At 37.6% G+C, this 19159-nt stretch carries 11 protein-coding genes and 2 pseudogenes; 11 read left to right on the forward strand and 2 right to left on the reverse strand.

Annotation, left to right across the window (positions count from 1 at the left end; all coding sequences use genetic code 11):
• Positions 1-312 precede the first annotated feature (312 nt).
• The 5 genes from M2306_RS07615 (at position 313) to M2306_RS07635 (ending at position 5054) form a co-directional block, all read left to right on the forward strand.
• Positions 313-1587, forward strand: coding sequence for a hypothetical protein (locus M2306_RS07615; RefSeq protein WP_498882802.1), 1275 nt, complete (start codon positions 313-315; stop codon positions 1585-1587).
• Positions 1532-2152 carry a sensor histidine kinase gene (locus M2306_RS07620; protein WP_498882803.1) on the forward strand — a complete coding sequence of 207 codons (621 nt, stop codon included), beginning with the start codon at positions 1532-1534 and terminating at the stop codon, positions 2150-2152. Before M2306_RS07615 ends, M2306_RS07620 begins: the two co-directional genes overlap by 56 nt.
• 9 nt (positions 2153-2161) lie before the next feature.
• The gene (locus M2306_RS07625) at positions 2162-2902 is read left to right on the forward strand and encodes a LytR/AlgR family response regulator transcription factor (protein ID WP_259188350.1); all 741 of its coding nucleotides are present in this window, start codon (positions 2162-2164) and stop codon (positions 2900-2902) included.
• A 1520-nt stretch (positions 2903-4422) separates the two neighbouring features.
• Positions 4423-4842 (forward strand): cold-shock protein, encoded by a 420-nt coding sequence (locus tag M2306_RS07630; protein WP_006264932.1) that lies wholly within the window; start codon positions 4423-4425, stop codon positions 4840-4842.
• Between the two features lie 17 nt (positions 4843-4859).
• Positions 4860-5054: a cold-shock protein gene (locus tag M2306_RS07635; RefSeq protein WP_002991706.1), complete on the forward strand. Its 195-nt coding sequence runs from the start codon at positions 4860-4862 to the stop codon at positions 5052-5054.
• A gap of 719 nt (positions 5055-5773) precedes the next feature.
• Here the strand turns inward: M2306_RS07635 and M2306_RS07640 are convergent.
• A pseudogene (locus M2306_RS07640) lies at positions 5774-7391 on the reverse strand (ABC-F family ATP-binding cassette domain-containing protein).
• Positions 7392-7567: 176 nt separating this feature from the next.
• Between M2306_RS07640 and M2306_RS07645 the strand changes: the two are divergent.
• The 6 genes and pseudogenes from M2306_RS07645 to M2306_RS07670 all read left to right on the forward strand — a co-directional run bounded on the left by M2306_RS07645 (position 7568) and on the right by M2306_RS07670 (position 16047).
• Positions 7568-8974, forward strand: coding sequence for a TlpA family protein disulfide reductase (locus M2306_RS07645; protein WP_259188348.1), 1407 nt, complete (start codon positions 7568-7570; stop codon positions 8972-8974).
• Positions 8975-10910: 1936 nt separating this feature from the next.
• Positions 10911-12824, forward strand: a complete 1914-nt coding sequence (locus M2306_RS07650) for a DEAD/DEAH box helicase (RefSeq protein ID WP_115090043.1) — start codon at positions 10911-10913, stop codon at positions 12822-12824.
• A gap of 67 nt (positions 12825-12891) precedes the next feature.
• The gene (locus M2306_RS07655) at positions 12892-13647 is read left to right on the forward strand and encodes a carboxypeptidase-like regulatory domain-containing protein (protein WP_115090042.1); all 756 of its coding nucleotides are present in this window, start codon (positions 12892-12894) and stop codon (positions 13645-13647) included.
• Positions 13648-13759: 112 nt separating this feature from the next.
• Positions 13760-15014 (forward strand): annotated as a pseudogene (locus M2306_RS07660) (dihydroorotase).
• A 35-nt stretch (positions 15015-15049) separates the two neighbouring features.
• Positions 15050-15394 (forward strand): hypothetical protein, encoded by a 345-nt coding sequence (locus tag M2306_RS07665; RefSeq protein ID WP_115090040.1) that lies wholly within the window; start codon positions 15050-15052, stop codon positions 15392-15394.
• Positions 15395-15396: 2 nt separating this feature from the next.
• Positions 15397-16047 carry an alpha/beta hydrolase gene (locus M2306_RS07670; protein WP_259188346.1) on the forward strand — a complete coding sequence of 217 codons (651 nt, stop codon included), beginning with the start codon at positions 15397-15399 and terminating at the stop codon, positions 16045-16047.
• A gap of 235 nt (positions 16048-16282) precedes the next feature.
• Here M2306_RS07670 and M2306_RS07675 read toward each other — a convergent pair whose 3' ends face one another.
• Positions 16283-19117, reverse strand: a complete 2835-nt coding sequence (locus tag M2306_RS07675; RefSeq protein WP_259188345.1) for a T9SS type B sorting domain-containing protein — start codon at positions 19115-19117, stop codon at positions 16283-16285.
• Between the last annotated feature and the right edge of the window lie 42 nt (positions 19118-19159).

Genomic DNA, 19159 nt, shown 5'->3' on the forward strand with positions numbered 1-19159 from the left:
TTGTTTGCTAGGTTGCTTTTTTGTGATTTTGCAAAAGGCTTTTTGAAACAATCCTCTTTAATCGATAAAACCCACGATTTCACAAAGAACAAACCTCACAAAGAACGAACCTCTTCCTCCTTTAAAAATTATGAATTATGTTTGCATAGTCTTAACATCTGATGGTACGTTATCGGTATCACCTTGTTTGTTTTGGACTAAAAAAGGGTAACGATTTAGGGAGAATCTCCTAATTTTCTTATGGTTTCATTTAGGTATACATACTTCTTCATATTGGTTCTTGTTTTGGTGTTGAGCTGTACAAAACGGCCAATGCTTGAATCGTCTCCACGGCGAGCAACTACTGCAACGGAACAGAGCATTAAACAAGGTTTGAATTTCTACTTGAGTTTAGATACGGTTCCGACTTTAGCGCGTAAGGAGTATATTGCGGCTTTTCTTCATCAACAAGATACGGCCTTTACTTCCTCTCCTTATGGTCGTTTTCTAGAAGGATTGCCTTTTTATTATGCAAAAGCACCGGATAGTTTTGCGCCTTATTTTGTACCGGCACTCACCCACTACGCTACGCTAGATTTTCGTTGGAAACGCCTAGTTACCTATACTAAACTACAACAACAGTTAACGCAACAGGGGGTGGCTACTTCCGACTTTATGGCTTTGCTTTATGCGCAGCTCGACAGTGCGAAACAACGCCCTACTCCTGTGGATTATCAGTTGTATGATTTATTGGCTAAGGCTTATTTTATGCATCGCGATATTCCTCAGGCATTAGAATATACGACCTTACATTTTGAACATCATCCGTTTCAAAATCATCGCGTAACACAATCTCGTTATTACGATATTTCTTTTTTATTGGCGGCAGAGTTAGAGGATAGCACGAAAACACATCAGGCTTTACTTCAATTGAAAGTCCTCTTGCAACATTCTACGGATTCTATTGCCATAGCACGATATTATGATATGGAAGCGCGTTATTTTGCGCTGGTTGGTCGCTATGATGAGGCCTTAAAAAGTAGCAAGCGCTACGTTGAAGTGAATGAACAAAACAATCAAATCAATCCTGTCATTTACAACAACTTAGCAACGAGTTTTGAGCGAAACAATCAGTTGGATTCAGCTATTTTCTACTACAAAAAAGGGATTGCCGTAGCGCGGCAAATGAAAATTAAAGAACAGCACCTTCTCTATGGTGGATTGAGTACGGTGTATAAACGCCAAGGGAATTATCAACAAGCTTTACTTGCCTTGGATTCTTCTTTTGCCCATGTTACCCGCCTAAAGGAGCGAATGAACGCCAATAAACTGAAGGAGCTAGAACTGCAATACCAAACAAAGGAAAAGGATGTAGAAATCTCCACCTTAAAAGATAATTTTTTACTTCAACAAAAGAACTTCCAACAGCAACGTTGGATTACGTGGTTGGTTGTCTTTTTTATTATTGGGATATTATCTTATGGTTTAATTCTGTATCGCCAGCGTTTGCTACAGGAAAAAAAACAAACACTTAGCGCTTCAAAACAAGAAAATGCAGTTGGAACAACGCATCTTACAGGTGCAGTTGAATCCTCATTTTATCTATAATGCTATTGCGAATTTACAGGGGCTTATCAACCAAGAAAACAAAGCGGTAGCGAATCGTTATCTCATTGCCTTATCCAAGTTGATTCGCCATATTTTAGAGCTGAATCGCCGTGATTTTGTTCCTTTATCGGAAGATTTACAAGCCGTTGAGAATTACCTTCAGGTGCAACAGATGCGTTATAGCAATCGATTCACTTATAGTATTCATACGGATAATATAGCCGTGGACGATATACTCATCCCTCCGATGTTGTTGCAACCCTTTATTGAGAATGCGATTGAACATGGTTTTCAACATATTGATTATCAAGGCGAGCTAACGCTTACCCTAGATCAACGAGATCAGGAATTATTTATCTCTATTCGCGACAATGGCCGTGGATTTCAACCCACAACGGAAACAGCGAAAAAACAATCGCTTTCCCAAATTATCACCCAAGAACGCTTGGATGTCTTGTTTCACGATCAGCCTCAACGTGCGTTTTTTAAGCTACGCGAAATTCAAGACACCTCTTCTTCCTCTGGGGTAGAAGTTATTTTGTGCTTACCGCTTATTTATCCTTAATTTCCCCTTATGAAAGTATACATCCTTGAAGACGAAGCTGCTATTTTAAAATACCTTCTAGCCCTAGTTGTTGATATTCCTTACCTTCAACTTGTAGGGTATTCGGATACCATAGCAAAGGCTCACCCAGAGATTAAAGCCTTACAACCCGATTTGATTCTAGCAGATATCCAGTTGAAAGACGGCTGTAGTTTTGAATTATTGCAACAGGTTCACCATCCGAATTTGCAGTTGATTTTCATCACCGCTTATAGTCAATACGCGATTAAAGCGCTTAATCTTGGTGCATTGGGTTATCTACTGAAACCCGTAGACGATATTGAGTTTACGCAAACCATTGAGCGTTGTTATCAAAAGAAATCTACGCAAAAGGTGGAGGAAGTACAGCTTCAAGTGGCGATGGATCATCTGCAGTCATCGGCTTCTCCAAAGCGCCTAGCACTAAAAACATTTCACTTTACGCAAATTGTTTCTATTGCATCGATTATGTATGCGAAAAGTGACAAAGGATATACTACTTTTTACTTGCAAAATGGCGAAAAACTCATGGTATCGAAAGTATTGAAAGAATACGAAGATTTGTTGTTACCGGAGGACTTTATCCGCTGTCATCAATCGTATTTAGTAAATACAGCTTTTATCAGTAAGTATTACAAAGAAGGCTACTTGGAACTAGTGGACCATACTGACATTCCAGTTTCTGAACGCAAAAAAGAGTTAATTCTAGCTTATATTCAACGCATCTCCTAACCCGCTTTAAACGAAAAATCCCTCAATTCCTACGAATATTAATTCAAGAGGCACGAAAATCAAGAAGCGCTTACTTCTTTGGTCTATCCCTTTACCTTTGCATCCAAGAAAAAGTTGATCGATTGGCATGTAAGCGTTTCGTATACCCAGAGGAAGGAGAATTATTGTAATGTTACCTACTTAGTCCCCATTTTTCTCTGGTTTACTCCCTTACTTCAATCCTCGTATAGCAAGTATAGCTTGCTATAGTGATGAATTAATGGCTATGAAAACTAAAAATATAAAGATGAGAAAATCAGTTCTTTTAATGGGTTCCATTCTCGCTTGATGAACGGTTTATCGCTTACAGTGTAAGGTGAACAGCTGATGGTTGATCGTGAATCGTTTTCGGTGAACGGTTCACAGTAAATGACTAATAGTTAGTAAGGTCTATGCTTTTTTACTCCTCCATCATCTGTCATCCTATTTCGCTCATTATTTTACAATCTATAATTTATTTACAAAAAACTTTGAAAAAGAATTTTTACGTTTAGAGAGTGCTATAACCTAAACTACAAATTAAAAAACGCGAGATGTTTGACATACTCGCGTTTTTTTATGTGCTTTGCTCTTTGTGAGGTTTGCTCTTTGTGAGGTTTGTGCTTTGTGAAGTTGTAAAATTTATCGAGTAAAGATGGAACTCTGATTCGAACTGTTTGAAAAACTCATCCAGCAATAGATCTTTTGATTCTACAATTTATCTTGTTACTTGGTAAATTGCCATTTGCCACTACGGGATTTTACATAACACCTCCTCATCTCTTTTTTTCCAGAATTTATCTTGTTACTTGGCAAATTGCCATTTGCCATTTGCCACTACGGGATTTTACATCGCACCGCCTGACCTCCTCACCGCCTAACCTCCTCACCTTCTCATCGTCGTTTTTTTTTAATAATTTGCGCCTTCACCCGACATCCTAGTTGTTTTTATCTCCCTCTTTCAAGCTATTTTTCCTTAAACTAGAAATCCGTTGCAAAGAATGTCCATCCATTTTATCTTGTAAACTGCTCTTTTTTCACATTCTTACGTCAAGAAATGGAAGAAAAACAGGCATTGCTTGTTGAAATTCTTATACTAAGTCTATTTTTTGTGGAATAACACTTAAATAAAGAATAATCTTTTTACTAAAAAACCCGTTGCTAATTAAAAAAATCCTACCTTTGCTTCGATTTTGGCAATTAAACGAAATTGTATAGCCTGGTAAATTTCATCCACAGCTCTAAACTGTGTTTATTTTTTTCAAACCTTTACTACTGTTTTTGCATTTATCAACCAAAGGATAAATATTTTTTTATTTTCATTCGTAGTAAGTAGGTTTTTCAAAACAACTTTGCAACACACGTTCGTTTCTAACGATAGAAACGATCTAAATGATGACTACTAATTTAATAATCAAGTGTTCTTCTTTATCGTTTGCAAAACGATAACAATTTACAAACTAACGAATACAGCAAATATTTGTTCACTTATAATTCAATTAATGGCAGACTCATTTTTTAAGAAAGAAAACAACAAAAAGAAAAAACAAAAGCAAGACGAAAAATTAAAACGCCGAGAGGAGCGTAAACAAAACAATAACAAAGGGAAGGATTTAGAGGATTTATTTGTTTACGTGGATAAGATGGGGCAATTAACCCACCTTACTCCGGAAGAACAAGCTGCTCAAGAGAAAAAAGAAGCAGTAAAGATCGAAAAGATCACACAAGAGGAACACGAAGGTATTATCAGCTATGTAACAGATAAAGGATATGCGTTCGTTATCGATTCTCAAACAAGAGAAAGCATCTTTCTTCACCAAAATGAATTAAGTGTCCCATTAGAAAAGGGATTAAAGATAAGCTTTAAGCTAGAACAAAGTAAAAACGGAATACGCGCGGTACACGCCGCTAAAAAAGAATAAATTAATTTTAATACATTATGCAACAAGGAACAGTAAAGTTTTTTAATGAAACTAAAGGATTTGGTTTTATCACACCAGACGATAACGGAGCAGATATTTTCGTTCACACTTCAGGTTTAGTTGACCGCATTCGTGAAAACGATGTAGTTACTTACGAAGTTGAAAAAGGTAAAAAAGGATTAAACGCAGTTGAAGTTAGAAGAGTAAGATAATTACACCTAACTTTTACGGTTTTTCCGTAGATGATTAAAAAAAGCCAATCAATGTATGTTGATTGGCTTTTTTTATTGGAAGAGGGCGAGATGGTGGGGTGGTGTGATTGGTGAGAGGGTGTGATGCAAAATCCCGTAGTGGCAAATGGCAATTTGCCAAGTAACTAGATAATTCCCGATAAGATGACAAGGTGGTGACATACAGAGCGGAGTGACTGAACGGAATTACTAGCGTTGAGTAACGGATGCGACCCCTCTGCGTCGGGGTGACATACAGAGCGGAGTGACTGGATGGAATTACAGACGTTGAGTAACGGATGCGACCCTTCCTGCGTCGGGGTGACATACAGAGCGGAGTGACTGGATGGAATTACAGACGTTGAGTAACGGATGCGCCCCCTCCTGCGTCGGGGTGACATACAGAGCGGAGTGACTGATTAGAGTATTGCTTTTTCGCTTTTTTGTCTTTTTGTGAAGTTGTAGGGCTTATCGATTAAAGACGATTGACAAAAAAAGCCTCCCACACAGAGCAAACCTCACACAGAGCAAACCTCACACAGAGCAAACCTCACACAGAGCAAACCCCACAAAGAGCAAACCTCACAAAAAACAAACCCCACAAAGAGCAAAAAAAAAGACCAACCCTAAAAAGGATTGGTCTTTCTTATTTCAGATTATCTACTGTAAACTGTCAACTGCAAACTGTCAACCGTCAACAATTACTTATACATTTTATCTCTTAGTTCTTTCACTTTTGGATCATCTAAGTAATCTTCAAACGTCATATAACGGTCGATTACTCCATTTGGCGTTAATTCCAAAATACGTGTTCCAACGGTTTGAGCAAACTCCTTATCGTGTGTCGTGAATAGTACAGTTCCTTTAAACCCTTTTAATGAGTTATTGAAGGCTGTAATTGACTCTAAGTCTAAGTGGTTTGTTGGTTCGTCTAACATCAATACATTAGCTCTTAGCATCATCATACGAGACAACATACAGCGTACTTTCTCTCCTCCTGATAATACTCGACCTGTTTTTAATGCTTCTTCACCAGAGAAAATCATTTTTCCTAAGAAACCACGTACATATACTTCGTCTCTTTCTTCTTCTGTTTTCGCCCATTGACGCAACCAGTCTACTAAAGTCAAGTCATTTTCAAAAAAGGCATGGTTATCTGCTGGTAAGTACGACTGAGAAGTTGTAATCCCCCACTCTACTTTTCCTGCATCTGCAGCACGATTTTCATTGATGATTTCATAGAAAGCTGTTGTTGCACGAGAATCACGAGAGATAACTACAATTTTATCTCCTTTCACTACGTTTAAGTCTACATCTTTAAACAGAACTTCACCATCAATTGAACTAGCCAATCCTGTGATATTTAAGATTTGATCTCCTGCTTCTCTATCTTGATCAAAGATAATCGCTGGATAACGACGAGAAGAAGGTTTAATATCATCTAATTTCAATTTATCAATCATCTTTTTACGAGATGTTGCTTGTTTTGACTTCGCAACGTTCGCGCTAAAACGACGGATAAATTCTTCTAATTCTGCTTTTTTCTCTTCTGCTTTCTTATTTTGCTGAGCTCTTTGTTTCGCTGCTAATTGGCTTGACTCATACCAGAAAGTATAGTTACCCGAATAGTGCGTAATTTTTCCAAAGTCAATATCTGAAACGTGCGTACAAACCGCATCCAAGAAGTGACGGTCGTGAGAAACCACCAACACTGTATTTTCATAGTTTGCTAAAAAGTTCTCTAACCAACCGATGGTTTCAAAATCCAAGTCGTTGGTAGGCTCATCCATAATCAACACGTCTGGGTTACCAAATAAAGCCTGTGCTAATAACACACGTACTTTTAATTTAGCATCCATTTCAGCCATTAATGTATAGTGAAATTCTTCTGCAATCCCCAAGTTAGATAACATGGTAGCGGCATCAGATTTCTGCATTCCATCCATTCATCTCATCGAAACGAATTTGAAGCTCCCCAATACGGTCAGCATTCTCATCTGTATAGTTCAAATACAGCTCATCCATTTCTTTCTTTACCGCGAATAGGTCTTTATTCCCCATTACTACCGTTTCTAATACGGTATTTTCGTCAAACATATTGTGGTTCTGATTCAAAACCGACATACGTTTGCCCGGCTCTAGAATAACGTGTCCAGATGTTGGATCAAATTCTCCAGATAAAATTTTCAAAAACGTTGATTTACCAGCACCATTTGCACCGATAATTCCATAGCAATTACCTTGTGTAAAGGTTACATTTACTTCATCAAATAAAATTCGTTTACCGAACTGAACTGACAGATTTGAAACTGTTAACATTATTTCTCGTTTGATTTAATTTGTGCAAAATTACTAAATATATATGAGATTTAATCCCTCTTATTTATTTCAATTTTGAATTACTTATTTTAACCATCTGTTAACAAGTTTAAATAATCGTAAAACTTACTTTTGCTATCGACGTCAATTTTTAACTAGCATTATTCCCCAAAACAATGTGTAGTAACTTTTTACATACAAGTATTCGCTATGGTTTATTGCCATTAATCACGTTGCTATTTTCTTGTCAGAAGAAATTTGAAGCAACGGATTACTCGGCCTATTTCAGTGGCGAAATACAAAACCCAACGAGCAATTACATTTTATTTTTCAAAGATAACGACTTGTTAGACACCATCTACCTAGATGAAAACAATCGCTTTGAGAAGAAATTTGATTCGCTCAGTCCAGGCATGTACATATACAGGATTAATCCTGAGTTTCAATACGTGTACTTTGATAAAAACGATAGTTTACACCTGCGTTTAAACTCAAGAGACTTTGATCATTCTATTATCTTCTCCGGTCGTGGTTCTGAAAAGAACAACTATTTGATGAACTTAACGGTAAAGAATTTAGTAGATGAATCGACTCGCTACGAGAATTACGACTATGGTGTGGATCGATTTATTCGTTTTATTGATTCGACCCATGCTGCTCGTACTACCAATTATTTGAGGAGTAAAGCAATTATTGGCTGGGGACCAGAATTTGACGTATACGCGAAAACGAAATTAGACCTTCATTTTTATAGTCAGAAAGAGATTTATCCAATCGCTCACTACGTGCGTACGAAAGAGGATATTCGCGAGCAACTACCAGCGGATTACTATGCTTTCCGCAATAAGGTAGATTTCAACAACGAAAACCTTATTCGCTATTCTTCTTTTACGAAATACTTGGCCATCATGCTGAGCTCTATTAGTGATGAATCGGATCTTGATTTTGACAGTGAGACAAAATTTGATAAAAATATCACCAAACTCAATGTTGTGGATACCTTAATTCGCAATGAGAAGGTAAAAAATACGATTTTAGATAATATTGCCCTGATCTATCTCTTAGAAGATCAAAATCTAAATAACAACGATAAGTTTTTTGATGCTTATTTTAAACTCTCTACGGACACCACTCAACACCAAGAGATTATTAAGATTCAAACGGCTGTTCAGAATCTAAAATACGAAAACCGCTTACCTAAAGTGGATTTAGTAGACCTCGATGAGAAGCCCGTAAACTTTAAAAAGCTAATTCAAAAGAAAACACTAATGTTCGTTTGGACCAAAAACGGCTTAGCGCACGCAGAAGCGAGCCACAAAAGAGCATTAGATTTATTGGAAAAACTCCCAAATATCCAAGTAATTTCTGTTTGCATCGATGGGGAACACCAAGAGTGGAAAGAACTAGTTAGTCCTTATAAACATCCTAACCTTATCGAATTGCGTTCTACGGATTTTAATGACATGAAAGATAAATGGATCATTACCAAAATTCAACGCAGTATCATCTTAAATAAAGATGGCAGCATTCAAGAGGCCTTCGTCAATATTTTTGACCGCAATATGGAGCAATTGCTGAAATAGGTAATGTAGTTTTGTGCTTTGTGAGGTTTGTGCTTTGTGAGGTTTGCTTTTTTGCAAATCGCCTTTAGTCGATAAATCCTACAACTTCACAAAAAACAAAAAAGCGACTTAGCAGATAATAGAAAACTAATTTACTTAAAAGCGTAAAACATCTTTACAAAAGACAATTTAACCCCAACGTAAGTCAAATAAAGAGTGTCAAATGTTTGAAAAGGTTGTAAAAATAAAAGGTGTTTGAGCGTAGCGAGTTCTTTTATTTTCAGCCTTGAAAACTAATTTGACCTTTATTTGGGTTAGTTGAAGGGTTTTTTGTTTCTTTTTTACCCTTTAAAAAAGAAAGGAGGAAAGGGCTTTGTAAGCTTTTTTGCAAATCGCCTTTAGTCGATAAACCCTACAACTTCACAAAAAACCAAAAAAGCCGACTTAGCAGATATTAGATAATCAATTTACTTGAAAGTAAAATACCTCTTTACAAAAGACAATTTAACCCCAACGTAAGTCAAATAAAGAGTGTCAAATGTTTGAAAAGGTTGTAAAAATAAAAGGTGTTTGAGCGTAGCGAGTTCTTTTATTTTCAGCCTTGAAAACTAATTTGACCTTTATTTGGGTTAGTTGAAGGGTTTTTTGTTTCTTTTTTACCCTTTAAAAAAGAAAGGAGGAAAGGGCTTTGTAAGCTTTTTTTGCAAATCGCCTTTAGTCGATAAACCCGACAACTTCACAAAAAACAAAAAAGCGAAAAAGCAATACGCTAATCAGTTACTCCGCTCTGTATGTCACCCTGACGATGGAAGGGTCGCATCCGTTACTCAACGCCAGTAACTCCGTCTAGGATTAGGTGAGCGCGGGATCATCTCATCGGGAATTATCCAGTTACTTGACAAATTACCATTTGCCACTACGGGATTTTTACATCTGACCAATCTCACCGCCTTATCGTCTCATCGGGAATTATCTTGTTCCTTGGCAAATTGCCATTTGCCGCTACGGGATTTTACATCTCACCAATCTCACCCTCTATCTCACCGAGTTACTATTTTGTTTTGGTGTTCGATGAATATATCTCACCGAGTTGCTATTTTGTTTTGGTGTTCGATGAATCTACACTTCGTTTCGATTTTCACTGCGTTTCGATTTCACCACCTTATCATCTCATCGGGAATTATCTTCTTCCTTGGCAAATTGCCATTTGCCACTACGGAATTTTACATCTCACGAATCTCATCGCCTCACCGTCTTTTGTTCATAATTTATCATGTTACTTGGCAAATTGCCATTTGCCATTACGGGATTTTACATCACATCCTCTTGGTTTGTTCCTTCACAAAAAAGCACAAAAAAACCCTTCAATAGCAGAAAGAAGTTTGAGGCTATCAAAGGGTTTATATATCTTTAAGAATTCAGTATAATATATTTAGTCCCCACTAATATTTTTATGATATCTTAAAATGTTCATACACAAGTAGATTTTGTGTACTATTTTCAAACTCCTAGGACAAAATTACAAGTAGTTTTGTAAAAACAAAGCACATCCGTTCTTTTTTTTCCTTGTTTCATCCCTCACTTCCACTCACCTAGACGAATAATACGGATAAAAAATAGTCAATCGTTTTAAAACCAGCACTATTAGAGAAATAGTAAAAAATTAAAGTTTTTCTTTCCATTTTCATTGTATGTTCTCCTCATTATTTGCTTCATTCCTATATTCTGTATATTTCGTAGGTGTTTTTCTTCTTTCATTCTTAAGATTTCTTACTTTGGGTCCTAGCAATTCGGGTATAGGATTTAATAATTCACAATCTTTCCTTGATTTTACGTCATAAAATGAAAATAATCCGAATTTCAACGGCATAAATCATTATTTTTATTTTTTTTATAGATATAAATCCCTATTTTATAAAAGAATAGTAGTACCTTTGTGGCTATTTTTAAATTTTATATGAACAATTTCGAACTATTAGGTCTAAATGAATTGCTAGTATCTGCAATTAATGATTTGGGATTTGAGAATCCCTCAGAAATCCAAGAAAAAGCAATTCCTTTATTATTAGAAAAAAATACCGATATTGTTGCGTTAGCCCAAACAGGGACTGGGAAAACCGCAGCATTTGGTTTTCCGCTTATTCAGAAAATTGACCTGTCTAAAAAACACACTCAAGCGTTGATTTTATCGCCAACGCGTGAGTTATGCTTGCAAATTGCAAATGAAATCAAACAATACTCTAAGTACGTAAAAGGACTTCATACAGTAGCTGTATACGGTGGGGCGAGTATTACAGAGCAAGCAAGAGAAATCAAACGTGGTGCACACATCATTGTAGCTACTCCAGGTAGAATGCAAGATATGATTAACCGCGGAATGGTTGACATCAAACATATTGAGTACTGTGTGTTAGATGAGGCAGATGAAATGTTGAATATGGGGTTTTATGAGGACATCACCTCTATTTTAGCTGACACACCAGAAGACAAAAGTACTTGGTTATTCTCTGCAACAATGCCTGCTGAAGTAGCAAGCATCGCAAGAGAGTTTATGTCTAATCCTGCTGAGATTACAGTTGGACATAAAAATCAAGGTTCTACTAATGTTAGTCACGAGTATTATGTAGTTTCTGCTAGAGATCGCTATTTAGCGTTAAAACGTTTAGCAGATGCTAATCCAAATATCTTCTCTGTAATCTTTTGTAGAACAAAGAGAGATACACAAGCGATTGCTGAAAAATTAATCGAAGACGGTTATAACGCAGCAGCTTTACACGGTGATTTATCGCAAGCACAACGTGATTCGGTAATGAAAGCGTTTAGAGGAAAGCAAATTCAAATGTTAGTAGCGACAGACGTTGCTGCTCGTGGAATTGACGTGGATGATATTACACACGTAGTAAACTACCAACTTCCGGACGAAATCGAAACGTACACACACCGTAGTGGTCGTACAGGACGTGCTGGAAAATCAGGAGTTTCTATGGTGATTATCACGAAAAGTGAGGCTCGTAAGATTTCTCAAATCGAACGCATCATGAAAACGAAATTCGAAGAGAAACCGATTCCTTCAGGAATTGAAATCTGCGAAATTCAGTTGTACCACATTGCTAATCGTATCAAAAACGTAGCGGTTAGTTCTGAAATTGATACTTTCTTACCTTCTATCATGGAGTTATTGGAAGATTTAACAACGGAAGAATTAATCAAAAAAGTAGTTTCTGTTGAGTTTAACCACTTATTAGAATACTACCAAAAATCTGGCAACAGCTTAACTAATGTAGGTTCTGCAGGAAGAACTTCTAAAGAGGTTCCTACAGACGGAGCAGTTCGTTTCTTCTTAAACTTAGGAGCAAAAGACGGTTTCGACTGGATGAGCTTGAAAGATTACTTACGTGATACCTTAGAATTAGGACGTGATGATTTGTTCAAAGTAGATGTAAAAGAAGGATTCTCTTTCTTCAATACAGATGCTGAGCATGCAGATAAGATTATGACTATCTTAAACAACGAAACGTACCAAGATCGCCGAGTAAATGTTGAAATCTCAAATAATGACGGTGGAAGAAACGCTGGCAGAAGAGATCACAACAGACGCGGAGGCGGTGGACGTGGCGGAGATGGAGGTTTCCGTTCTGAGCGTAGAGATCGCGGTGATAGAAATGACAGAGGAGGCGAAAGAAGAGGTGGTGATCGTTCAACGAGCAACCGTTCAGATCGCGGAGGACGTTCTAATGATCGCAACGACAGAAATGATCGCGGTGACAGAGGAAACAGAAATGACAGAGCACCTCGTAATGAGAGAAGCTCATCAAATTCTTCTAGAAGAAGTGGTGACAACAGCGCACCAAGACGTCCAAGAAGAAGTTAATCTGTTAATTTTTTTCAAATAAGATATAAAACTGTAAAATATCCACTATTTTTAAGCAATTTTAAAAATGATGAGAAATTTTACAGTTTTTTTATTTACATGCCTAATCTCTTTCGCGGCATGGAGTCAGTCTTCCCAAGTGAAAGGTACAATCTACAACGACAAATCGCTTTTACCAGTGGATGATGTCAACGTAATTAACATCACCCAAGTGAAAGGAACAGTCAGCAAAAGGGATGGTTCATTCTCTATCGCTGCCAACCTCAACGATTCCATTCACTTTTCATTTCCTGGTTATTTGCCTATTAAGTTAAAGGTAACCAATGACTGGTTGAACAACGATAATCTTAAACTGTACTTGACGGAACAGTCTATTGAATTGGCTGAAATCTTCATCAAGAAATACGACTTAACTGGAATTCTAGAAGTGGATACCAAATTAATCGAGCTGAATGATAAGCTACAGGTTGACTTTTACAGACGTACGAGTATGCCAACGTATAATATTGCGGTAGGTAGTTATTTTAGCCCTGTAGATGCGGTATACAACTTATTCAAAGGAAAAGCCAAAGAACTTAAAAAGATCGAGGACATTCGAGAGGATCAAAACATGATTGCTTTGATGCAAACACGCTATGACCGTGAGATTGTTTGTGGTTTATTGGGTATCACCCAAGAAGATATCATAAAGACATTAAAAAACTGCAACCAGTCGGATCGCTTCATTTATACGGCTACTGATTTTCAAATCTATCAGGCGCTAAATGAATGTTTTGAGAATTCGAAAATATTAGTAAAAAAACAAAATAATACATCCAGATAAGGGGTGTATTTTTTTTGTTCTTTTCTTCGGATACTTCCTCGCAAAACCAAAAAATAAAAAGTATTTTTGTACGCAATAACTACACATAACTAATTTTAATTCTCGCACTAAAATGAATATCATTTTAAAATCTGCAAAAGTCATAGATTCAACAAGTCCTTTCAACAATCAAGTTGTGGATATACACGTAAAAAATGGAAAAATTGAAAAAATAGCGGCTTCGATTACAGAAGCGGATGCTACAGTTGTTCAATTGGATCATTTAAGTGTTTCTCCAGGTTGGTTTGATACTTCTGTTTCCTTTGGTGAACCAGGATATGAAGAGAGAGAAACCTTGGTTCATGGTTTAGAAGTAGCTGCAAAGAGTGGTTTTACGCAAGTGGCTATTGAATCAAACAACAACCCCATCACGGACAACCAAAGTATTGTGAGCTTTATCAAGCAAAAGGCATTCGGACAAACAACGGAAGCTTTCCCAATTGGAGCGCTAACAGTAAAAAGTGAAGGAACGGATCTAGCAGAATTATACGATATGAAAAACGCGGGTGCTGTAGCATTCGGCGATTATAAAAAAGCGATTGACAATGCAAACGTCCTAAAAATTGCGTTGCAATATGTACAAGATTTTGATGGATTGATTCTTGCTTTTTCTCAAGATAAGAGCATCAAAGGAAAAGGAGTAGCACACGAAGGTGTAACGAGTACGACATTAGGATTAAAAGGAATTCCTCCTTTAGCAGAGGAATTGCAAGTGGCTCGCAATTTATTCTTGTTGGAATATACGGGTGGAAAAATGCACATTCCGACTATTTCAACGGCTAAATCGGTAGAACTAATCCGCGAAGCTAAGGCAAAAAGGACTACAAGTAACTTGTAGTGTGGCCGTTCATCAGTTGGTTTTAACGGATGCTAAATTAACGGAATTTGATAGCCGTCATAAAGTATCTCCTCCTCTACGCGATGAAGCAACAAGACAAGCGTTACTACAAGGTGTCTTAGATCATACCATCGATTGTATTACTACGGATCATACGCCCTTAGATATTGAGCATAAAAAGCTTGAATTTGATATGGCTACGTCTGGAACTATTGGATTGGAGTCTGCTTTTGGAGCCTTGAATACCGTGTTGCCTATTGAGATTATCATTCAAAAACTAACAGCAGGACGCGCTATTTATGGTGTACCGACGGCTAGTATCCAAGAAGGAAATGAGGCTAACCTCAGCTTATTCTCTACGGAAGGCACCTGGACCTTCACAAAGGAAAACATCCTATCAAAATCTAAAAACTCCGCGTTTTTAGGAACAGCGATGCAAGGAACGGTATATGGTGCCATTCGCCTTGACAAGCAAACATTTAATTTTTAGTTTGACTAAAAAACAACTTATATTATTCAAGTATTATGATTAAAACTTTTACGGCCAAAGAAATTGAAAGCGGAAAGAATATGGCACTTGCATCACACCTTACTATTTTAGGGTGTATGATTGTCATCTTTATGAATATTGAGCCGAAGAACAAATACGCTGGATTCTACATCAAGCAAACGTTTGGTTTGCATTTGATGTTCTATATCTTTGGGTATTTTGTATCCAATGTGGACTCACTCATTGCAACAGTTCCCTTTTATCTTTGTTTTGTTGTCTTGTGGTTCTATAGCTTTTTAGGCTCTATTCAGGGAGACGTACGCGTACTACCTGGAATAGGGGGTTATTTTCAAAAATGGTTTGACAAATTATCTGCATAAATATGGAAACATCGTTATCAATCAATTACTTGATTCAAGAACCTAAGGTAAAGAAGGATAAGAATCCTTTAATTCTATTGCTTCATGGTTATGGTAGCAATGAGGAGGATTTATTTTCATTTGCAAGTGAACTTCCTGAAGACTATTATATAGTATCTGCTCAAGCGCCCTACCTTGTTCCACCTTACGGTTATGCTTGGTATGCGATTCACTTTGACGCTGATGCTAATAAGTTTTCTGATGATCAACAAGCCATTGAATCTCGCGATTTAATCGTAAAATTCATCGATGAATTAACAGCAAAATACGCGATTGATTCAGATAATATAAACTTGGTTGGATTTAGTCAAGGGGCTATTTTAAGCTACGCAATTGCACTATCTTATCCGGAGAAAATCAATAAAGTGGTTGCCTTAAGTGGTTACTTCAATGCCAATATCATTACCCCTGGTTTTGAACAACACGATTTCAGCCAGTTGCGCTTGTTTGCTTCTCATGGTACAGTAGATCAGGTCATTCCTGTTGAATGGGCTAGAAAAACATCACCTATTTTGGATGCCTTACAAGTTAAACACCAATACAAAGAGTACCCGGTAGGTCATGGTGTTCATCCCTTGAACTTTGCAGACTTTAAACAGTTTTTGATTGGTTAATTGGTAATCGAATATATTCATAATAAAGCCCATTCTGCTGTAGAATGGGCTTTATTATTATGGGTAATCGGTGATATCGATATTGAATCATGTCATAAGACCAATTGTCATTGGCCCCTACGCACCTCATCGTCGCAACAACAACCAACGTACAAAAAAACCAACCCCTTTAAAGGATTGGTTTTCTAGCTATTGAAAATCTTCTGTTAACTCTTAACCCTTAACTCTCAACCAATTAATAGTTCAACTGTACCCAGCCTGTTTTTAATTTACCATGGGATACAATCACATAATAGTACGTACCAGAAGGTAATTTATTGCCGGATTTATCTTGTCCCATCCATTCATTTTTATATCCTAAACCATGGCTATATACCTCTACTCCATTTCGATTAAACACTTGTATTTTAGCTACGCCATACTCCGTTAAATCAAAAGAGTCATTGATTCCATCTCCATTTGGCGAGAAACCTTTAGGTATAGGACAATCTTGAAAACTAATGGTAAAACTGCTTTCATCCCAACAAAACGCATCATTCCCTCCGCGTTTAGCATAGATATACAGCGTAGTGGGTTCTATTATTACCTCTCCTTCTTTTAATTCTAATCCTTTTCCCTGAGGCTCGGTATGATATGAATTACCAGGGGATAATGAAGGAAGCACGTAATTTTCACAATATACCCATTGATTGTCAATGTGATCAGCTATAATAGGTTCATAGATGGTGAGTTGGAATGAACTTTCTCCATCACAGCCACGCTCCCCTACGGTATAAATATAGAGTGTTGACTCTCCTTTTACCGTATAAACCTCCCCTGCTTGATAGCGAGTTCCTTGTCCATCTTCTTCTGAATAATACTGTTCCCCTTCTTTTAATTCAGGCAACACATAGCTTTCACAAGCATATACAGCATTTAATTTGGTTACTTGAATAGGAGCCGTTCGAATTGCTTCAAATGTTGCCACCTTGACGCATTTTGTTTTTAAATTAGTCACCTTAACATAAACCATGGTGCTGCGTTTTACCTCGATACTATCGGGCATCTCTCGGGTAAGTTCCTCATCTTCATAATACGCAATCGCATACTTACGCACACTATCTTCTCCCAAGACTTCGAAAATACGGTCTTTATGCTGTGCAATGTTCATGCTTACCTGACCTTGAGGATCTTTTACACTCCCACAAACAACATAATTTGGTAGATTATTCACTTGAAAATCATCTTTTATGAAATTGAATGAACGTTCCATAACAAAATCTTCTCCTTCACAATTTTGATACATCGCTTTAGCAGTATAATTAACGTCTTCGGTAATAATCACATCAATGATTTCTTCTCTTGAAAACGGCATGCCATTTTTATACCATTGAAAATTAACCGATGATTCCCCATCGGGAATGAAACGCCAAGCTTCATTCGTTGTGGTCCATGTTCCTGTATTGCGTCCTGGAGGTACTTGAAATTGCGTTCTTGTTCCTCCTTGGATACCGATTAGTCCATTTCCGCTATTGTGACTGCGATTGACGGGTCTATTTTTAACGTAGACATCAATGATATTCGTTCCTTCATATAAAACGATTTGGGAGGTTTGTGTGCTTCCCTCAATATCATTTGGATTAAAGGGCACATTAAACAAGCCCATATGATACATATTGACAACCAACGCTCGACAAGGGTATGTACCCAACACTTGGTAATTAAAGGAATAATCTTCGGGGGAAGTAGCGGGATACAAATCCTGGTATACGCCAAATACGGCTTGGGTAAAAGGTCCCATTGTAGTTCCTATTGGCAAAGAAGGAAGCGCTTGATTGAATTCCCATGCACTAAATGCATTGGGGCTATACATCCCTTCCGAGACTTCATTTTTAATACTAAACGAAAGAGCTCCATTGGTAGAGACTAATGCTTTATTGTATTGCTTGCCATAAAAACAAAAATCAAACCCTAAGTGAATGATATCCGACCAAATATCATCTGCTGTTAAAGCAATACCATTTCCGCCAAAAAAAGGAAAAGGTGGGTCGTATTCAATAGCTTCGACGCGATATTGATCTGTTTTTTTAATGTCTACATACTGAACCGCTAATCGATGGGCTACAGGCCCTTCTTCGCAGATGTAATAGGTATCTGTTGCGGAGGGAGGTAATCCTTCTACTCCTCCATCTAAATTAGCACACATTGGAGGGATGAAGTAAGAATACGGCAAGGGGCCTCTCCACTTCGTTTTGGTTTGCCCTGATGCATCTTGACAAATCGCTCGGACGTAAAATTCAAAAAAGGCTCCTTCTTCTACCTCTTCCACTAGGAGCGCTGGTGTATTTTCTACTAGGATTCCCCTTGTAGTATCTGACGGAGCTGCTTGTCCTTGCAAGGTTGTATACACTTCCCAAGCACGTTCTTCTCCACGTGGGGTCCACGATAAGCGTACATCAGCGGTTCTGCCGATAAATTCGGCTTGTAAGTTTGTGGGAGCAAAACAGGTTACTTGCTGACCAAAGGTCAGTTTAACATTGGGCCGATTGGAACTGGAACTTAGATACTCCATTGGAATAGCATTATCTCGGGCAGCTGTAAAATGCATTGCTGCGATAGAAGTAGCTGCGACATTAAATCCGTCAACTCCATCTCCATTTCCACTTCCCCCCGCATTTGCCTCTACTAAAACCAACAAACTTTTTGTACGGTCTAAAAAGGGGAATGATTCGTCAAATGCGATGAAATTAAACCCTAAACCAGCAGAGGTAAATGGGCCATCATACATCAGGGTAGCTCCTTGTATAAAGGTATTCCAATTGGCTGCCGTAAGTGAGGTTGCCTCCACCTCTTTCAAGTAAATTTTGATCGGTCTTGTAGGTTTGGTTGTTCCAATAGACCAAGCAATCTCGTTGATATAGCCCGTTCGACCTATTTCTGCAGCGGTATAAAGTGCCGCAGAACGTTCAAAACCATACCAATTACTCAATGGTTGTCGGATGGTAGCTGTACCTGTTCCGATTGTTACTTCTTGTCCCAATACCTGAACAAGATGAAACAAGAAAAGAAAAAGCAAGGTAATTTTTTTCATCTGTAGTTATTTTGGTTTTTTTAGTTATTTCCCAAATATATA

It is taken from the genome of Myroides gitamensis (assembly GCF_029894455.1).
GTDB lineage: Bacteria > Bacteroidota > Bacteroidia > Flavobacteriales > Flavobacteriaceae > Flavobacterium > Flavobacterium odoratum.